We start from the raw sequence: 19,706 nt of genomic DNA, 5'->3' as shown, positions 1-19,706 counted from the left end.
GATTATTTAACGATTGGTATTCGCTATAACTATAAGGAAACTATGTGAATTTTATTAGTAATCTCGCCACTAAAAAACCAGCTTGGGGATTGTTAGCCATTTCGGCGTTGGGTCTAGAATTCGCGGCCCTGTATTTTCAATATGTGATGGACTTAGCACCTTGCATTATGTGCATTTATCAGCGGGTGGCAATTTGGGCGATCTTTTTTGCTGGCGTTGTTGGTTATCTCGCCCCTAATCAATTAGTTGCTCGACTAGCTGGCTATGGACTGTGGGGAACAGGCGCAATTTGGGGCCTAATTATCGCGCTTGAACATGTCGAAATGCAAAGCGCAACCTTATCACTGTTTTTTACCTGTGACTTTACACCAAACTTCCCAAGCTGGGCGCCTTTGCATGAATGGTTACCAGCATTGTTCGAAGCAACAGGCGATTGTGGTGAAATTAGCTGGCAATTTTTAGGCTATAGCATGCCGCAATGGATGGTTGTGGTTTACGGTGTTTATACTGCATTGCTTGCAGCTGTGCTAACGACACGAATTGCCGTTGCCAAAAATCTTTAATTAAAAACAAACAGTTAAAGTCAATAAGCTACTTTACAAAAAATTAGAGCGCCTTTCGGCGCTCTTTTACTAACTGCACTTTGAACTAAACAGCAATTAGACAAGCAGCCAATAACAGACACCTGTGGTGACTGTTACGGTGAGCAAACTTAATACAAAGCCTTCCCTTACCATATCTTTGATTTCCAACATATTCGTACCGTACGCAATAGCATTAGGCGCAGTCGCCACAGGCAACATAAATGCGCAGCTTGCACAAATTGTTGCTGGGATCATAAAAATACGTGGGTCCTCACCTACCGATAAAGCCGCGGCCGCTAATATTGGCAACAGTAGTGTTGCCGTGGCTGTATTGCTGGTAATTTCGGTTAAATAAGTTACTACTAAACAAATTACCAACACCATAGCGATCAACGGAATAGTTGCTAATGAAGATAGCCATTCACCAATCAGAGTACTTAAGCCAGAGCTCACAAAACCTTTTGCAATCGCAATACCACCAGCAAATAGCAATAACATCCCCCAAGGGATTGTTTGTGCCGTTTGCCAATCAAGCAGCCTTCCCTTCTGACCGGTTTCTTGGTCTACTCGGCCATTTGGCACAATAAACATGATCACCACAGCAGCGAGTGCGACAGTGCTATCACCAATACCTTTTAACCCCAATAAGCCAGTCCAGCCGCCAAAAGGCTCTTGTCTAGTGATCCAAGCTAAGGCGGTTAAGCCAAACACCCAAAGCACACGTTTTTCTTCTGTACGCCACGGCGCTAGTTTAGGTAAATCGATATCTAACGAGGTATTCACATTTCTGGTCAGCCAGAGTGCCATTAAAGGTAATGACAGCAACACTACTGGCACACCAATTTTCATCCAGGCCAGAAAGCCCATTTCTTGACCTACATTTTCTTGATAAACCCCCATGAAAATCACATTGGGCGGCGTACCTATTGGGGTTGCAACGCCACCTAAGCTAGCGGCATAGGCAATACCAAGAATAAGCGCACAAGCCAGTACTTTGTTGTCTAGTTTGCTGATAATCGCTAACGCAATTGGCAGCATTATTAACGTGGTTGCTGTGTTTGAAATCCACATACTGAGCATTGCGGCTGACAGCATAAACGCAAATACCAAGCGTTTTCCGCTGCTTAGCCCAACCATATTAATCATGTAGATTGCTAGGCGCTCATGCACTTTGCTGCGCTCAAGCGCTTTTGACAGCATAAATGCTCCCATTAGCAGTAATATCACGTGACTACCTAATGCTGATGCAGCAGTTTTATGATCTATCACGCCAAACAGTGGCAACAATGCAAAAGGTACGAGCGATGTAACTGGAATAGGTAAGGCTTCACTGACCCACCAAATCACGGTTAATAACGTAATGGCAGCGGCTGTTGCAGGTAATTGTGGTAAACCTGCGGCTAGCAACAACACATAACTGACGAGCGAGACCACAACACCCGTCAGCAAATAAAAATACTTGTTAGTCAATACAGATGCTAAGTTCATTTTATGAAATTCCTAACGCTGTTCGGGCTTGCTGCCATTCTTTAATTTGCGTTAACTGCTCATACTTAACAGGGCTTTTTGAAAGCATTCTTGCCAATCTTGGCTGGCTGGCTTGTTGCACTTGAATATTGGCTTTATCGATAACCTCAACTGCTGCGGCTCGATCATTGCAAACTAACAACATATCGCAACCTGCGGCTTGGGCGGCTTCAGTGCGTTCGACAAAGCCACCAATTGAACCAGCACCAGCCATTGACAAATCATCACTAAAAATAACACCGTCAAAATTTAATTGGGCTCTTAACACTTGTTGTAACCAGAATGACGAGAAACCAACAGATTTATCGTCAAATGCTGGGTAAATCACATGCGCTGGCATCACGGCATCAACTTTTTTAGCGTTGATAAGTTGGCGAAAGGGTTCCATATCAATACCTAAGATCTCAGCACGATCACGATTATCTATCGGCAAGGCAATATGAGAGTCTTCTTTAACACTGCCATGCCCAGGAAAATGTTTGGCGGTGCACTTCATGCCTACCGAATGCATACCATGAATAAAGGCGTCGGCGAGTTGATAAACAGCATCAGGCTGTGAATGAAAAGCTCGATCACCAATCACGTCGCTAACGTCATTGATATCCAGCACAGGAGCAAAACTGATATCAACGCCAACCGACATCACTTCCAATGCGATTAGCTGCCCACAAGCATTGGCCAGCATTGATGCCTGCGCGAGGGAGTGGCCAGCTTGTTGCCAAAGCTTTCCCATGGCTGGAATAGCAGAAAACCCATCGCGAAAACGTTGCACTCGCCCCCCCTCTTGGTCAACAGCGATTAAAATATCATGTTGCGCTGCGTGGCGAATATCGCGGGTCAGCTCGGAAACTTGGGCGAGAGACTCGTAGTTACGGCTAAATAAAATAAGCCCACCAACGAGCGGATGAGCCAAAATTTCCTTATCTTCTTCAGTGAGTGATGTCCCTTCGACATCGAGCATGATAGGTCCAATCATATCCTTGGTGCTCTTAAGGCATTAAAAAAGCGATATTTAATCATATTAAATATCGCTTGGATAATAAAAGGGTTATGCCGGGTTTATTGCAGCACTTTCGTCAACAAATAAGCGTCAACAACTAAGCATCAACAAATAATCGACAGTCAGTAGTCGATAATCAGTAGTCGACAATGAGTCTAACGAACTGGAGCCGCCACGCCTGAAGCGACATAAGGAATGACTTGTTGAATCAAATCTTCAACGCCTAAGTTTTTACTAAAATCGTTTTTCGCAATATCAAGCAAGGCATCGCTAGAAGACATAGTAAATACGATAGTGCCCATGGTGAAGTGCAGACGCCAGAACATTTGTTCTGCAGTCAAGTCTGGGTAGGCTCGTTGCACCGCTTGAACAAAACGTTCAATCACATTTGGATACTGGGTAGTTAAAAACCAACGTAAAAAGCCTTGGCTATCGGTGTAGCCACGCCCCAATAACTGCAAGAAAATGCTTGTGCCGTTTTCTCTTAATTCGTTTAACGACAGTAAGGGCTGAACAAATGCAGAAAACACTTGGTGCAGTGTTGGCGCTTCTTGGTCGTAAACATCAACTAGCGCTTTTTCTAGCTTCGGCGCCAACTCATTCATATATCTTGAAATTACTGCTTTAATCAGCTCTTTTTTCGAACCAAAATGATAATTTACCGCAGCTAAATTAACCTCAGCTTGGCTAGTAATTTCTCTTAGCGATGTTCCGTTAAAGCCCTTTATGGCAAAAAGTTCTTCCGCTGCATCTAATATTTTATTTTTTGTACTCATACCCTGCGCGCCTACTGCTTAGACAAATGCCGTTTAAACGTACAGTTAAAACGTGCGTTTAAAATAGCGTACCTAAGACGCTGCCGTCAATTAATATAGCGAAAACAAAAGAACTGAAACAAACTAGAAGTAATTAATTGGAGAGATTAAATAACACGGGCGTAAGAATGGGTTAATCGTTCTACGAAAAACTTAGGGCGTGTTGATCTTTCGAGATTGAATTTTGTTCAATCTAAACGCTTTCTGATCGCGGCGCTCGCTTTGTCGCATAGTCGTTCTATGTAAAAATCGAGCAACAATGAGCAGGAAGCGTTTAAGTGAACCGGCAGGGCAGCGTCTGTTTGAATTTTCTACTGTGTTGGCACTTATTTATGGAGAATGACTACACTGCACAAGTGCCGCCTTGTATAAAACCCAAACAGACTGCTGCAAAAACAACCCTGAAAGATCAACACGCCCTAATACTTTTTTAAATATCCGCGGAACTTTTTAGGCGTGTACACCTCAAACAGTATACACATGACTTCTCCCTGGCTCGGCGACCTGATCTGTCAATCGGCACTGAGCCATTTTTTTATTCGAAAATCGCCCTTAGCGCTCACCCAAAATGTATCAAACTGGCGACCAACTATTACACATTTAAACAAATCACCAACAGTAAAAAACACAAGACATGGCTAATATATCACCATCTTTTCAAGGTGAAGCTTGTTAAGTGACTTTGTTATACTCTCCTTCTTTTGGCCCAGCACCTATCGCTGGGCTTTTTTTTGCGTTAACGTTTTTGCTCGACATTTCAGCGCATTTTTCAAACAACTCTTGTACTAAAAGCACGCTAATAAATTTTTAACACTTTGATTTTTATGACCTTAACTCAAGGCTTGTTGAGAACTTTGTCTTTGGTTATTAGTTAGATAGAAAAAAGATGATAAAAATTCAGCCAATTAACGCATAAAGGTCTACAATTAAGTTTACTTAGTCGTAAATCAAACAAGAAAGTCTGTAAAGTAGTGAAGAATAGTTTTCACTATAGACAAATTCTTGAGGGGTTCGCTACTAAGTGACATGCAATACTTCCTTGTTTCATGAAATCCCAGCCGCGTAGCCTAAAAACTGCGCGGTTGTTCTTTATAGTTTACCTATATTTTACAGCTTACTCTTATATACTTGGCTTAAGATAGTTGGCTTAATATAGCTGGCTCAAGACTACTCAAACCAGCCTCGACAAAACCTCTAGCGCGCTTGCGATTCTTTAAAAATAATCTCACTGCTTTATACTTGCCTTACTTTTAAAATAATAAAGCTCAAACTATGAACAAACTATTCAAAGTCACAGCTGTTGCTGGTGCACTTGCATTAGCCTTAACTGGCTGCAACCCTTCAAAGCAAGCTGAATCGAACCAACAGGCAAGTGAACAGGTAAAAACTGCCACACAAACTCAAGCATTAAATGCCAAAGACGTAGATGCTTTCTTAAGCCGTGTTGAGAAAGAAATTCAAACGCTGAACGTTGAAGGTGCACGCGCTGAATGGATTTACCAAAACTTTATTACCGAAGACACCGCTGCGTTGTCCTCTGCTGCGGGCAAGCGCTCAACTGAAGCAGGTGTTAAGTATGCAATGGAAGCGGCAAAATTTGATGGTGTGGAAGTCGCCCCAGCGCAGCGTCGCAAATTAGAAGTGTTGAAACAAGCACTGGTTATTCCTGCGCCGCAAGATTCAGCAAAAACAGAAGAACTCGCTAATTTAGCTGCCGAAATGGGTAGCATGTATGGTAAAGGTACCTATACGACCAAAGCAGGTGAAGAATTAAGTTTAGTCGCAATGTCATCAAAAATGGCAACATCACGCGATTACGATGAATTACTTGAGCTTTGGCAAGGTTGGCGTACGGTTAGCCCAGACATGAAACCGCTCTATGAGCGTCAAGCAGAGCTGGGTAATGAAGGCGCACAAGCCTTAGGTTATGCCGATGTTGGCGCCATGTGGCGTTCTAAATACGATATGCCTGCGGATGAGTTTGCCAAAGAGCTAGATCGCTTATGGGGTCAAGTAAAGCCACTTTACGACGATTTACACTGTTACGTTCGCGCTGAATTAGGCGAACATTACGGTGAAGACAAAGTGCCGCAAGACCAACCTATTCCAGCTCACTTACTGGGTAATATGTGGGCTCAGCAGTGGGGCAATATTTATGATTTAGTTGCACCAGAAAATGCAGATCCTGGTTATGATGTTACTGAGCAGCTTGCCAAGCATAACTATGACGAAATTCAGATGGTGAAAGGTGCAGAAACCTTCTTCACTTCACTAGGTTTTGAGCCATTACCAGAAACATTCTGGACACGTTCGTTATTCACTAAGCCAGCGGATCGCGACGTAATGTGTCATGCATCGGCGTGGAGTATGGACGGCGCCGATGATATTCGCATTAAAATGTGTATTCAAAAAACGGGTGAGGAATTTGCCACCATTCATCACGAGTTAGGCCATAACTTCTACCAACGCGCTTACAAAAACCAACCAGTATTCTTCCAAGGCTCTGCTAACGACGGTTTCCACGAAGCCATTGGCGATACCATTGCGCTTTCTGTGACACCTAAATACCTTAAAGAGATTGGCCTAATTGATACCGTGCCAGACGAATCAAAAGACATTGGCCTATTGATGAAAATGGCATTAGACAAAGTTGCCTTTATCCCATTTGGTTTATTGGTTGATCAATGGCGTTGGAAAGTGTTCTCGGGCGAAGTAACCCCAGAGAATTACAACCAAGCTTGGTGGGAACTACGTGAGAAGTATCAAGGGGTAAGTGCTCCTGTTGAGCGCCCTGCTGATGCTTTCGACCCTGGTGCGAAATACCACGTACCGGCGAATACACCGTATAGCCGCTATTTCCTTGCGCATATTCAACAATTTGAGTTCCACCGTGCGCTGTGTGAGATTTCTGGCAATACTGACGCGATTCACCGTTGTTCGATTTACAACAATAAAGACGCAGGTGAAAAGCTTAACAAAATGCTAGAAATGGGCATGAGCCAACCATGGCAGCAAGCCTACAAAGTCGTAACTGGCAATGAGCAAATGGATGCAACCGCTATCCTTGATTACTTTGCGCCACTGCACACTTGGTTAAAAGACCAAAACAAAGGTCGCCAATGTGGCTTTTAATGACTTAAGCCTAAGTTAATTAGAACAAGCTAAACATTAATAGAAACGCCTCGAATTAATCGAGGCGTTTCTCATTGTAAGCCTTAAAAAGCTCTCCCAACGGCAACTAGTAGATTAAGAATTGAGCTTGTTCAACTATTAACAAAGCAACCATTATCAAAGCAGAAACTAACGCTAACTCCACTTTCTTTTTGCACGTCACCTCGCTATGCTTATCCGGTTTTATAGCGTCCAAAAGCGCTATTTCCAAGCAGTAACGAACGACAAAAAACAACAATAAAATGAAAAGTATTACGCTTGAACTCACCAATGTATATGCCAAAGGTGACTTTACCGCGACCGTTTATCTTGGTAGCGAGCAAAGCACGGTCAATTTAATTATTGATACCGGCAGCAGTACCTTAGTTGTCGAACCAAATAATTACCAACCCGCTCAAGATAAGAATTTAGTTGCGACACCTATCGTACAAGAAGTTAATTATGGGTTAGGAGGCTGGGCGGGTGCCGTCGTGCATAGCCAGCTATGTTTTACCTCAAGCGAGGCTAAAGCTAGCAAAGCTAAAACTACAACTAACACTCATTCAAACCTTGGCAATCAAAAGACAAACAAAGCACTGGTATGTAATACCTCAATTGCAGTAGTTGAAGCTGAGCCAACCAAAACGTTTGGTGATGCCGACGGCATTTTAGGGCTCGCCTATCACCACTTAAATAAAAGCTTTGATCTAACAGAGTTTTATAACGAAAAACAAATTAGCCCCGCACTTAGCCTACCTTGGCCGTTTTCAATCGGTGATAAAACACTAGCTACCCAATTAGCAGATATTAAAACATCGAGTAAACAATTGTTAATTGACAATTCAACACAATTTAAAAGCCTTAAGGCATTCAAAGCTTTTTTGTGGCAGCAGCCTGAGCACGATATTAAGCCGTTTTTTACTCAGATTGCCGATCAGCATTTAGTTGATAACCGTTTTAGTTTTTATGCCAAGCGCTCAAGTGTTCATGTAGCAAGCGAAAATATCAGTGCAGTCAGCCCAACCACGAAGCAAATAGAAGAGTTAGTAGCAGACCCACTTAATCAAGGGCGATTAATCTTAGGTGGCAGCGAAGCGCAGACTGACCTCTATCGTGGCACATTTAAAACTATCAAGGTTTTTCATGATGTTTATTACAACGTAAAACTGCATTCGGTGCAGGTTGGCAATAATACGCCGATACTAGCCGAGCCATTAGCACCTAAAGATGAGAAGTCTTATTTTACCAACGCCATTATAGATACTGGTGCTAGCCTAACGATATTGCCTCAAGGTTTATTCCAACAAGTTACCGAACAGCTTAGTGAAATGAACCCTAAGTTTGCTAAGTTGCTAGCACCATTTGCAGAAATCAATCAGCAATACTTGGGCGTTGACGCTAACCAATTAGAGCTAACCCAATGGCCCGATTTAACTTTTCGATTTATCGGTGAAGACGAAAAAGATAGTGAACTTGTGGCGCTAGTTTGCCCTCCTAGCCACTATTGGCAAATTAATACACCAGAAAAAGATAAAGCCTGTTTTAAACTGCTCAGCCAGTTACCTAACTGGCCAAACCAAAGCATTATTGGTTTACCGCTAATTACCAACTACTACACAGTATTTGATAGAAGTGTTAACGGCACAGGAGTGATTAGATTTGCACAGCAAAGCTAAAACTATACTGACGTCAGCCAAGACAAAGAATAGTTTTGAAACAAAAAGATTACTTGTACGCCCACTCAATAGCCAAGATAAGGCACTTTTTGTCGAAATGCACACAAATGAAAAGATCATGAAGTACACAGGGGGTGCAGTATCACCAGAGGCAGCACATGCTAAGTTTGTAACCTCGTTAAGACTTAATCAAATAAAAGATATTCAGTTTAAAACATGGACAATAGTTTCCTTACAATCGAATAGCCCAATTGGTTTTCAAGTACTGTATAAAACAGACGAATTACCAAATGACCAAGCCGTTGAAATTGGCATTATGATCGCGCGACATGCCCAAGGTAAGCAAATACCGGAAGAAGCAATGGGCGGCTTGATGCAGTTTGCTTTTAGCTACTTAAACATACAAAAGATTATTGCTCGCTTTTCAAAGCAAAATATTGCCACGAAGAGGTTTGTAAAAAAGTTGGGCTTTGTTTTCGACGACAATTTGGAAGAAGACGATAGTAGATATTCCTATTTCGATTGTCAGTCATGGAAAAAAACAATTATTAATAACACCTTTTCATAATTTCCACTTTCTTAAGTGTGACTATTTAAACAGTTCTTGATAGCTGCTATGTTAGTCGCAACACAATCATAAAAATAATAAAAAGCTACAGTTTAGATGTCTGGAAGTTTAGTTTGCGTAGGAGTTGGTATTACCCTTGGCGCACATATCAGCCCTATTAGTCGCAGTCATATCGAACAAGCCGACAAAGTTTATCTATTAATGTCTGATGGTTTTGTTGAAAGTTGGGTTAGCTCAATGAACAACAACTGCCAAAGCCTACAACCTTTTTATGACGAAGGTAAATCTAGGCATAGCACCTATCAAGAAATGACCAACGAACTAGTTTCTGCCGCTCAGTCAGGACTAAAAGTTGTGGCCGCATTTTATGGTCATCCAGGCGTTTTTGCCTGCGTTTCACACAAAGCTATCGCCGCTTTGGACAAACTAAATATTCCTGCAAAAATGGAAGCTGGCATTTCAGCAGAAGACTGTTTGTACGCCGATCTAGGCATAGACCCAGGTAAAACCGGGTGCATTCATTACGAAGCTAGCCAATTTATGCTTTACCAAAGGGCTGTAGACACTGCTGCACATATGGTTTTATGGCAAGTAGGTATTGCGGGTGACGTAAGTGTTAGCAAATATTCAACGGGCGATGAATACGCGCAAGTATTGGTGGATTTGCTGTTAAAACATTATCCTGCTGACCACCAAGTGATACTCTATGAAGCGAACACTTTACCTACTGAAAAAGTACGAAGAGATAAAGTCAAATTGAGCTTACTCGCGAAAGCCAAATTAAATATGCAAACAACTTTGGTGATTCCACCTAGTACAGACCTAATACCCAATAAACCTATTCGGGAAAGTTTGAATAAATTGGATAAAACTTCTTTTTTAACCCTAGTTCAATAACAAAGGAAAAAATAATAATGACAGATATAATTAACTTGCTAGAAAAACTGGGGAGTGATGCATCTCTAGAGTCAATTATCGAAAGCGTTCAAAACAGCGATGTGCTCTCCACTAACGAAAAAGAGCTACTAGCAAGTATTGCCAATGAAAAGTCGCTCCAGCCTGAAATAAAGTGTTTTATCATTGCCCCAGCTGAAGATGATGACGATAATCAAGAATCACCAAAAGAAGATGATGATAAAAAAGAAACAGAAAACTGTTTATCTTTAATAGCAAACGGGTAATCTCAGTAGGCACTGACACCCAGTGGCAGTGCCTAACAATTGAAATTAATGATTTTATTTAAAATTCTAGCTTTCATTTCACTATTTACTGTTTCTACAGTTTGGGGAAAAACGCCTGAGATAAATGCGTTGCTTGCGCAGGCTGAAAACGTGCGCCAAGAAAACCCTAAAAAATTTAATGAAACAATAAACCTGTTAGAGTCCAAAGCATTAAGTTTTTCTCACGAACAAAGGATGAATTACTATGTGTTAAAGGCCTACAAATTAACCATAATGGGGAATTACGCTGAAGCGGAGCAACTTCTTGATACCGTCTCAAAGAATTCATCAAACAATGAACTAATATTAAGGGCAACTTATGGCCTGATTAGTGTTTATCTAGCTAAAAAAGATTGGACTAACGGTTTCCTATTTGTAGAAAAAACATTACAGCAAATAAAGCAAGTTAATAATAGTCCTCATACCATTTATGGGTTGCTAACTGTTATTGTTTTTTATAATCAAATTCAGCAATTTGAATTATCGCTAAGTTATATCAAGACGCTAAATACAGAACAGTTAACACTAAAAAACAAATGTTTTGTGGAGCAGCTGAGATTAGAGGCAAGTCAAAACAAAAACTTTTCGTCAGTTATTCAGATATTTCAAATGGAAGAAACTATAAAAACTTGCGAAGAAGCTAATTGGCCTGTTGCTGCTTCAGTCGTCAGAGCCTATTTAGCCAAAAATCACCTTGAAAGCGGTAGTCCTCAAGAAGCTATTTTGTCATTAACCCCCTTTATTAACGATGTGCTTGCAACTAAGTTTTCATTAGCAATCATTGATTTTTACAACACATTAGCTAAGGCCTATTACCAGCTTGGTAAAGCTGAAAAAAGTAGCCATTATGCTGATTTAGCTATCGAGAATATTACTCATAGTAACACTAAACAGACAGTTGACGCTTACCACCAGAAATACCAATTGGAATATGACGCACAAAATTTTGAAACAGCACTGGATTACTACATTAAATATGCGGAAGCAGACAAAGCTTACTTAAACGATATTACAGCTAGAAATGTTGCTTTCCAGCTCGCACAGCATCAAGCTATACAACAAAAAAACCAAATAGAACTCCTCAACAACCAGAATGAGCTCTTAAACAATAAAAATGAGTTGTTGCGGGTTGAGCAATCATTAGCCAGAACTGAAGCTGAGAACACAAAACTTATTGCCTCATTATTAATGGCCATTATCGCACTGCTTGCCTTCTTTGGTTATCGTTCGTGGCGCACGCAACGACGCTTAAAAACGCTAGCTGAGTTTGACTATTTAACTAAGGTTTATAATCGCGGACACTTTATGACGCTAGCCGAAGAAACCTTAAAGCTAGCTACCAAAGCCAAACAAACTGTTACTTGCATTATTTTCGATTTAGACAAATTTAAAAAGATTAATGACCAATACGGCCACTCAGCAGGTGACCTTGCATTAAAAGCAGCGGCAAGCGCCGCGCACTCGTGTGTACGAGACAACGACATCTTCGCCCGTTTAGGTGGTGAAGAATTTGTAATTTTGCTCCCAGGCTGTGATACCAGCGCAGCTTGTTATGTCGCAGAAAAGTGCATGCGTGCCTTTGAAGCAATCGATACCAGTGATTCTGGCCATGATTTTTCAGTTACGGCAAGCTTTGGTATTACCACCAGTAAAATATCCGGCATGGCTATTGATGATTTAATTGCTGATGCCGATAAAGCGCTCTACCAAGCAAAAAATAATGGCCGTAATCAATACCGAATTTACGAACCATAATGCTTACTCACAACCACCCTGCTTAACGAGCGTAAATTCAATAAATTTCGTCATACCAAAACGAATGCAAAGCAATTGATATATCGCCGCTTTGCTGCTCTACCCACTTTATTGGTTTAAGCTTGCCTAGCTACTTGCATTTCTGGCACAAACTTTTGTAAATCAGATGTATATGTCTAAAGGGGTATCGAACTGCGAACTTCTCTCTAAGTTCAAACATAGGCTACTTGCTCTTTAAAGCACGTAACATATTCCTAAAAAATTACGCGATATAAACCCTACACACGGCTAAATATAAACTAAGCTTTTCAATAGCATCGAAAAATTTAGCGCTGCAGGTTAATTGCTTCGTAATGATCCCAAAATTCACTCACGCAACATATAAAAGCTTGTTAGCTATCCTTGTTTGGCTATTTACCAGCTCAACCATTATCGCTGGTGAAACAACGAGTCATTCAGCTCCACCCAATGTGCAGATGGCACAAGCAGGATTTAAGCCTTCAGCATCATCTGCCGCTGATCTTTTGCCCGCTAATAACAGTTCAGAAAATAGCTCTACACATAATGCACGCAAAGACGCCACTGTGTTTTGGATAATGGCACTTTTTTGCGGGATTGCAGTATTGATTATGGCTTGGCTACTTTTCGCCCATAGACGAACGCAGCAATCGTTAATTCATGCCAATTTATCGCTTGAGCAACAAGTCGCACTTCGCACAACTGAATTACTCGACAACGAACGAAACTTTCGCGGCCTGTTTGACTCTTCCCACGTCGCCTTAATGGTCATGATCCAACACAAAATGGTTGATTGTAATCAAGCGGCACTTACCCTTTATGGCATTGATGACAAAGAGCAGCTTGCCAATGTCTTTCCGTTTGGCGTTTCGCCAGAGTTCCAACCTGACGGTTCAAGCTCGCAAGAGATAGTCGATATCAATATTGCCAAAGCCAAAGAAACGGGCTTTAGTTCGTTTGAGTGGGAGCATATTCGCTTTGGTAACCAAAGATTTTATTGTGAAGTAAACCTGCAACCTATCGACTGGCAGAAACAGGCAGGCATTTTATGCACCGTACGCGATATTACTGCCAAAAAGCTCGCCGACCGACTAAACCGTAAAAATGATATTCGCCTTAAAGTTGCGGCAGAAGCGGCAGAACTCGCTGATTGGGAGTGGACACCATCGCTTAAGCGTCTTAGCGGATCAGAAATGCTCGCCAAAATCGTAGGGATAAAGCCTGGTCGTATTAACGTTAACAAAGTGCTATATCCGCTCGTTAATCGAAAAGACCTTGCGAGCGCACTGCGCAGGCTTAAACGCTTTAGAACCGGCGATGATATTTTTTGCAAATTTGAAGTAAGGCTTAAACATGCTGGCGACTCTGACTATCGATGGATTGCCACAACATTGCGCAAAGCCGCCTCGCACACTTACCAGCTGGTTGGGGTTAGCCAAGATATCACCCGTTTTAAATCTGCCGAGCAACTGTCGATAGACAATCAAAAACGGTTGAACATTGTGCTTAATGGTGCAAACGCCGGTATGTGGACTTGGGATGGCGAAAACAACACCTTTACAACCAATGAAACGTGGACGCAAGTGCTTGGCTATGAGCCTCGTCAGCTTAATTTGTCTTTAGGGGAAGATGTTGAAAAATGGGTGGAATTAATCCACGTTGATAACCGCGATGAAGTACAGCAATTATTCAACGACTATATCGACAATAAGGTTGATGAACTGCGCGTTGAGTGCCAGATGAAAACACGTCAAGGCGAATGGCGCTGGTTTCTTGTTAACGGCAGTGCGCTAGCTCGAAATGAGAAGAACAAAGCGTTAAAAATTTCAGGATTAATTGTCGATATTACCAAAGCTAAATCGATGCAATTGCAGCTTGAGTCTTCACGCGAGATTGCCGAGCAAGTCGCAAAAGAGCGGGAAATTATCATCAATACCATTCCTGGTATTGTTTACACCTGCCGCCTTGACGAAAACTGGAGTATGTTGTTTATGAGCGACATGACTGAACAGCTACTCCAAATTCCCCCCATTAAATTTTTATCTGGCGAAGTCAGTTTTGCCAGTATTATCCACCCTGATGACAACGACAGAATCACTAAAGCGGTTTATGACGCTGTTGCTCGCCATCAGCCGTATAGCGTTGAATATCGATTATTCCGCGCAGATGGCGAACAGCGCTGGGTCTATGAATGTGGTCAAGCATCGTATGATTGTGGCGGACGACCCAAAGTATTGCATGGCACCATTATCGATATTACCGATCGCAAAGAGTCAGAAGAGCTATTTCACGCGCTGATTGAGTCGGCACCAGAGTGCATGATGGTCATCAACCAAAAACGAGAAATTGTATTGGTCAATGCACTCGCGCAAGAATTGTTTGGCTATTCAAAGAAAGAGTTTTTGGGTCGCTCTATCGATATGCTGATCCCCGACAAAATAAGGCCAATACATCAAGTTCACGTTGAAAAGTACATGGATAATCCGTCGGTGCGTGATATGGGCGCTAATATGTCGCTTTCCGCACTGCACGCCAAGGGCTTTGAATTCCCTGTTGAAATTAGTTTAAGCCCGCTAAACACGGGTGAAGATATGCTGATTTGTGCTTCCATTCGTGACATTTCTGAGCGCAAGCTTGCCGAGCAGCAGTTGCTCAGTGCCAAAGATACCGCCGAACAAGCGACGCGTGCTAAGTCAGATTTTCTTGCCAATATGTCTCACGAAATTCGCACACCAATGAATGCCATTATTGGCATGTCACATTTGGCATTGCAGCAATCACTACCCACCAAAGCACAAAATTACATTCAAAAAGTAGAGCTAAGCGCGCAGTCGCTATTAGGCATCATTAACGACATACTAGATTTTTCGAAAATTGAAGCCGGCAAGCTAGATATTGAACAAGTGGACTTCAGCTTAAATGAGGTTATTGACCACTTCAGCAATACCTTTGCCCTAAAAGCTGCGCAAAAGAACATCGAATTGCTTATTGATTTACCGCGCAATACGCCAACTAGCTTGGTTGGCGATCCGCTTAGGTTAAAGCAAATTCTGATCAACCTTGGTAGCAACGCGATTAAATTTACAGACAGTGGTGAAATTAAGCTAAAAGTCAGCAGTGAATTACTACCCAAAAGCAATGCTAATGTCGCATCGGTTGACTCGCTCTCACTTAACTTTAGTGTCTCAGATACTGGCATTGGAATGACTGACGAGCAGCAAAACCGATTATTTCGAGCGTTCTCACAAGCGGATAGCTCGACCACACGAAAATACGGCGGTACGGGTTTAGGGTTAACCATTACTAAGAACTTAGTTGAGTTGATGGGTGGTAAAATCTCGGTGAGCAGTAAAAGCCTTGAAGGCACGACATTTGAATTCAACTGCACATTCAAATTAAGTGACAAAACACTAGATGAAAAAATCGTCGTGCCTGCGCATTTGTCTCAGTTACATGTATTAGTTATCGATGACAACGAAAGTGCCCGAGAAATACTGTCAGAAATGCTCAATCAACTGGGTTTTCAGGCGCAAGCCGTACACTCTGGACAACAAGCACTCGCCTTGATTAATGACAATAAAACCTTGTTTGACCTCATTTATGTTGATTGGGTTATGCCAGAAATGGACGGCCTTGCTTTTGTTAAAGCACTGGCTGAACAGCCACACTCAAATAAACTGCCGAAACTGGTGATGATGACGGCGTATGATATTCAGGATATGGCCGAAAAAGCGCAGCAACGCTCAGTAAGTTATGACGCATCCTTAACCAAGCCGACGAGCCCAAGCCATCTATATGAAAGCATTTTAGAGGCATTTAGCCACCACCAAGAAGAAGCGATTGCACCACAGCTGCAACAAAGTTCGCTAGAAGCGGTGCAACATTGGCCTGAACTTTCAGGTAAACGAATACTGCTGGTTGAAGATAACGAGTTTAACCAAGAGTTGGCAAAAGATTTACTGACTGGCGAAGGCATTATTGTTGACCTTGCTGAAAATGGCCAAATCGCATTGAACAAACTTAAACCCGATATTTATGATGCTATTTTAATGGATTGCCAAATGCCTGTAATGGATGGCTATACCGCGACCAGTCATATCCGCAAAAATACTGCATACGACCAACTTCCCATTATCGCCATGACTGCCAACGTTATGCAGCGCGATGTTGAGCGCACATTAGCGGTAGGTATGAATGCACACATTGGCAAGCCAATTGAAGTGCGTGCGCTCTTTAGCACATTATCTCAGTGTATCTTCCCAACTGAAGTAGCTACTCATTCACCGACAGAGCAACTTGCGCAGGATAAAGAGCAAACACCTGTAAAAACCGCTACAACAAAAGACGCGCATGCCCAACAAAACGCACCACTACCAATAATTGCAGGTGTTAATTCTAAACAAGGGTTAGCCACGGTTGCTGGCGATATTAAGCTCTACCATAAATTGCTTCATCGATTTATTGATGGCTACCAAAACTTCCCTGACGATTATCAACAGGCAGATCTTGAAACCAAAATCCGTATTGCTCACAGTTTAAAAGGCACTTCCGCTAACATTGGCGCCAGCGAGGTGCAACAACTAGCAGCGCAATTAGAACAAGACCTAAGCGCTGAAGTAGACACTAAGGCGTTATCACTGCTCGCGACTAAACTTGCCAACAATCTATCTCATGCATTGACATCAATAACTGAATACCTTGACCTTATTGACCAAGCAAATGCAAATCAGCAGCCTGAAAACCACCACGATCCTGCAACTAAACAAACGAGCATACTTTCAGACGTTGAAGTAACTGCACTGCTGCAAGAAATCATTGATCTGGCTGAGGAATTTGACAGTGACGCCGTTGATAAATTGGCAGCATTGTTAATGAAAATTGGTGACAGCCCTTTACGCCCCAAATTAGAACAAGCCAATCAACAACTCAGTAGTTATGATTTTGAAGCAACGGCTGCCATCTTAAAATCCATTGTTTAATTATGTATGGAATTTAGCCATTCCTAAAGTTGAACTGAGTATGATTAGGAATCGTAGCTGATTATCAAAATTCACCTGCCCTTGAACACTCAGGAAATAGTAGTTAGTTGAATATTGCAGCTAAATCATGGCTATAAGTGAGTAAAGTGTATCTAAATAGCAAAAAGTCGACTTTTCAACTATTGTTTTTTACTAGCTAAGCGCCTGAAAGCTCAGCGTAAACTTTGTTCGCTTAGTCACACTAGTGTCATTAATTTATTGAACTATATATAGAAATTATTTATTAATAAGTTATGTCTAAGTGTAAGTTGTAACTCAATCCGCTTGCAGTTTAAGCGTTAAAGGAAACACGTGGTAAGGGCAATTATGATCAAGAAAAATATCTTTAAGTACATTTCTTCACACTTGAATCTGTTTATTATACTTCCCTGTATATTGCTTGGTGGCGTGGTTTTCTACGATGTTTATCACTCCTATAATCGCATGAATAACGCGTACGATTCAGAATACAATGCATTTCTATCGCATAGCATCTTAGGTGTTGTTCACGAGGTTCAAAAAGAACGAGGCATGACTGCTGGCTTTATTGGTTCATCAGGGCAAAAGTTTGCCACTGAATTAAGGCAGCAAAGAAGCTTAGTTGACAGCGCACTTGCCAAAATTAAAACCGACAGCAAAGCATGGCCGCTCAGTGCTGATATGCAAACATCGTATGATGACTTTCTTGCTGCTTTTGCCAATCTGCAAGCAACTCGCCAATCCGTCAGTAGCTTAAATATTCCAACCGCTGATGCGCTGCGTTTTTACACCAATATTAATAATAAAGGTTTGCACGTGGTGATTATGGCTTCAAAGCTGAGCTCTAACCAAGTCATCTCGTCAGAACTTTTTAGCATTTACAACTTCTCAAGTGCCAAAGAATCGGCTGGCATAGAACGAGCTGTGCTGGCAAATGTACTAGCAAAAGACCAGTTTACGCCGCAACAACGCGCAAAACATACCGAATTGATGACCAAGCAAGAGGTATTTTTATACGAAGCGTTTGAGTCAGCAACGCCAGAGCTTTTAAACTTTTTCCAGCAAGCTACGAGTAGTTCAGCAGCGCTAAATGTTAAGCAAATTAGGCAGGCAGTCGCCGATAAAGACAGTAACTTTAACATTCAACCACAGCTTTGGTTTCAATATGCGACTGAGCGTATCAATGCCTTAAAAGACGCGGAAGAAAAAGCACTATCGGTAGTTGATAAAACCGCAATTAAGGTTCAACAAGAGGCGGTGGTTGTATTGGTGGTAGAGCTTATTGTACTGGCCATTGGCGCACTAACCACCATTGGTATTTACATTTCTCTTAGTCTGCGTAACCGTCAATCAGCCAAGATTAAAGAAGGCATCGACATTGCCCTGCACCACCGTGATTTACTGCACGAGATTAAAATTGTGAGCTACGACGAACTGGGTGAAGCTGCTCAAGGTATTAATTCACTGACCCAGTTGTTTGCCAAGGATTTAAAACAGTTTTCAAGTACGGCAAAAGATATTAGTCAATCTACAAGCGAAACTGCCTCGGCTATTGAGCAAAGCAAAGTGAATTTAACGGAGCAACACTCAGGCATTCAGTTAATTTTTTCTGCTGCTGAGCAAATGAACAGCAATGTTGCGGGAATAGCGAGTGCCATGCAAGAAAACAGCGAGTCTGTCTACAAAGTGGCTGAAGAATCTCAACAAGGCAAAATTACGGTAACAGAAGCGGTGAGCGTTATTCAAAATGCCGCGGAAGATATGGCAAAATCAGCTGAAGCGATTAATCAATTAAATGAGCGCGTTGGTAGTATTACCGACATGGTTCAACTGATTGGTGGCATCGCTGAGCAAACCAACCTGCTAGCGTTGAACGCCGCGATTGAGGCCGCTCGTGCCGGTGAGCAAGGACGAGGTTTTGCGGTTGTCGCCGATGAAGTTCGCTCGCTTGCCAGCCGCACACAGCAGTCAACCGAAGAAATATCGCTGGTGGTTGATGAGTTGCAAAAAGGCTCAACGCAGGCATTTGATATTATTAACCACGGTAAAGAAAATGCCATGGCAGCTTCCCATCAAGCCGAGCTGATCAAAGCTGCGCTAGATCGGATCACGACTCAGATTGATGAAGTGAAAAATGTTACCGATTCAGTAACCGTGAGTACTAAAGAGCAAGCGCAGTCTATTGAAGAAATTAACACTAACATTGAAAATATCTTCCAACAAGCCACAGAAAACGTGAGTGGTGCTGAGCAAATTGCTGTCGCTGCCGTTACCATTGCCGATTCAGCAGTGGATATGGACAACCAAATAGAGAAGTACAACTACTCCTAATATACAGCTGAATCCGAAGCTTGTTTCACTTTAGTTTTTTTACTGAGGTTAGCAACCAAAGTCTG

Annotated in this window: 12 protein-coding genes; 9 read left to right on the top strand and 3 right to left on the bottom strand. The window is 42.0% G+C overall.

Features of this window, described 5'->3' with window-relative positions:
* Positions 1–44 precede the first annotated feature (44 nt).
* Complete coding sequence (gene dsbB / locus ACSLUR_RS05555) at positions 45–563, top strand: disulfide bond formation protein DsbB (protein WP_448552558.1); 519 nt, start codon at positions 45–47, stop codon at positions 561–563.
* Between the two features lie 96 nt (positions 564–659).
* On the opposite strand, the gene ACSLUR_RS05550 is transcribed toward dsbB, so the two are convergent.
* The 3 genes from ACSLUR_RS05550 to psrA form a co-directional block, all read right to left on the bottom strand.
* Positions 660–2,072 (bottom strand): SLC13 family permease, encoded by a 1,413-nt coding sequence (locus tag ACSLUR_RS05550; protein WP_448552556.1) that lies wholly within the window; start codon positions 2,070–2,072, stop codon positions 660–662.
* A gap of 1 nt (position 2,073) precedes the next feature.
* Complete coding sequence (nagZ, locus tag ACSLUR_RS05545) at positions 2,074–3,084, bottom strand: beta-N-acetylhexosaminidase (protein WP_448552990.1); 1,011 nt, start codon at positions 3,082–3,084, stop codon at positions 2,074–2,076.
* Between the two features lie 182 nt (positions 3,085–3,266).
* Positions 3,267–3,887 (bottom strand): TetR family transcriptional repressor PsrA, encoded by a 621-nt coding sequence (psrA, locus tag ACSLUR_RS05540; RefSeq protein WP_115999770.1) that lies wholly within the window; start codon positions 3,885–3,887, stop codon positions 3,267–3,269.
* A 1,311-nt stretch (positions 3,888–5,198) separates the two neighbouring features.
* On the opposite strand from psrA, the gene ACSLUR_RS05535 reads away from it, so the two are divergent.
* The 8 genes from ACSLUR_RS05535 to ACSLUR_RS05500 all read left to right on the top strand — a co-directional run bounded on the left by ACSLUR_RS05535 (position 5,199) and on the right by ACSLUR_RS05500 (position 19,641).
* Positions 5,199–7,058, top strand: a complete 1,860-nt coding sequence (locus ACSLUR_RS05535; protein ID WP_448552553.1) for a M2 family metallopeptidase — start codon at positions 5,199–5,201, stop codon at positions 7,056–7,058.
* A 281-nt stretch (positions 7,059–7,339) separates the two neighbouring features.
* Positions 7,340–8,752 (top strand): pepsin-like aspartic protease, encoded by a 1,413-nt coding sequence (locus ACSLUR_RS05530; protein ID WP_448552551.1) that lies wholly within the window; start codon positions 7,340–7,342, stop codon positions 8,750–8,752.
* Positions 8,736–9,320, top strand: coding sequence for a GNAT family N-acetyltransferase (locus ACSLUR_RS05525; RefSeq protein ID WP_448552549.1), 585 nt, complete (start codon positions 8,736–8,738; stop codon positions 9,318–9,320). The genes ACSLUR_RS05530 and ACSLUR_RS05525 overlap by 17 nt, the downstream gene beginning before the upstream one ends.
* A gap of 96 nt (positions 9,321–9,416) precedes the next feature.
* On the top strand, positions 9,417–10,217 hold the full coding sequence (locus ACSLUR_RS05520) for an SAM-dependent methyltransferase (RefSeq protein ID WP_448552547.1): 801 nt from the start codon (positions 9,417–9,419) through the stop codon (positions 10,215–10,217).
* A gap of 17 nt (positions 10,218–10,234) precedes the next feature.
* Positions 10,235–10,501 (top strand): hypothetical protein, encoded by a 267-nt coding sequence (locus ACSLUR_RS05515; protein ID WP_448552545.1) that lies wholly within the window; start codon positions 10,235–10,237, stop codon positions 10,499–10,501.
* Between the two features lie 48 nt (positions 10,502–10,549).
* Positions 10,550–12,295, top strand: a complete 1,746-nt coding sequence (locus tag ACSLUR_RS05510) for a GGDEF domain-containing protein (protein ID WP_448552543.1) — start codon at positions 10,550–10,552, stop codon at positions 12,293–12,295.
* A gap of 353 nt (positions 12,296–12,648) precedes the next feature.
* Positions 12,649–17,292 (top strand): PAS domain S-box protein, encoded by a 4,644-nt coding sequence (locus tag ACSLUR_RS05505; protein ID WP_448552541.1) that lies wholly within the window; start codon positions 12,649–12,651, stop codon positions 17,290–17,292.
* 483 nt (positions 17,293–17,775) lie between these two features.
* Positions 17,776–19,641, top strand: a complete 1,866-nt coding sequence (locus ACSLUR_RS05500; RefSeq protein WP_448552539.1) for a methyl-accepting chemotaxis protein — start codon at positions 17,776–17,778, stop codon at positions 19,639–19,641.
* The last annotated feature ends 65 nt before the right edge of the window (positions 19,642–19,706 follow it).

The organism is Thalassotalea montiporae (assembly GCF_053485855.1).
This window is presented reverse-complemented; position numbering and strand designations above follow the sequence as displayed.

Coding starts and splice junctions, on each gene's coding strand:
- ACSLUR_RS05550 (WP_448552556.1), bottom strand. CDS start 2,072: ATGAACTTAGCATCTGTATTGACTAACAAGTATTTTTATTTGCTGACG.
- psrA (WP_115999770.1), bottom strand. CDS start 3,887: ATGAGTACAAAAAATAAAATATTAGATGCAGCGGAAGAACTTTTTGCC.
- ACSLUR_RS05535 (WP_448552553.1), top strand. CDS start 5,199: ATGAACAAACTATTCAAAGTCACAGCTGTTGCTGGTGCACTTGCATTA.
- ACSLUR_RS05530 (WP_448552551.1), top strand. CDS start 7,340: ATGAAAAGTATTACGCTTGAACTCACCAATGTATATGCCAAAGGTGAC.
- ACSLUR_RS05520 (WP_448552547.1), top strand. CDS start 9,417: ATGTCTGGAAGTTTAGTTTGCGTAGGAGTTGGTATTACCCTTGGCGCA.
- ACSLUR_RS05515 (WP_448552545.1), top strand. CDS start 10,235: ATGACAGATATAATTAACTTGCTAGAAAAACTGGGGAGTGATGCATCT.
- ACSLUR_RS05510 (WP_448552543.1), top strand. CDS start 10,550: ATGATTTTATTTAAAATTCTAGCTTTCATTTCACTATTTACTGTTTCT.
- ACSLUR_RS05505 (WP_448552541.1), top strand. CDS start 12,649: ATGATCCCAAAATTCACTCACGCAACATATAAAAGCTTGTTAGCTATC.
- ACSLUR_RS05500 (WP_448552539.1), top strand. CDS start 17,776: ATGAATAACGCGTACGATTCAGAATACAATGCATTTCTATCGCATAGC.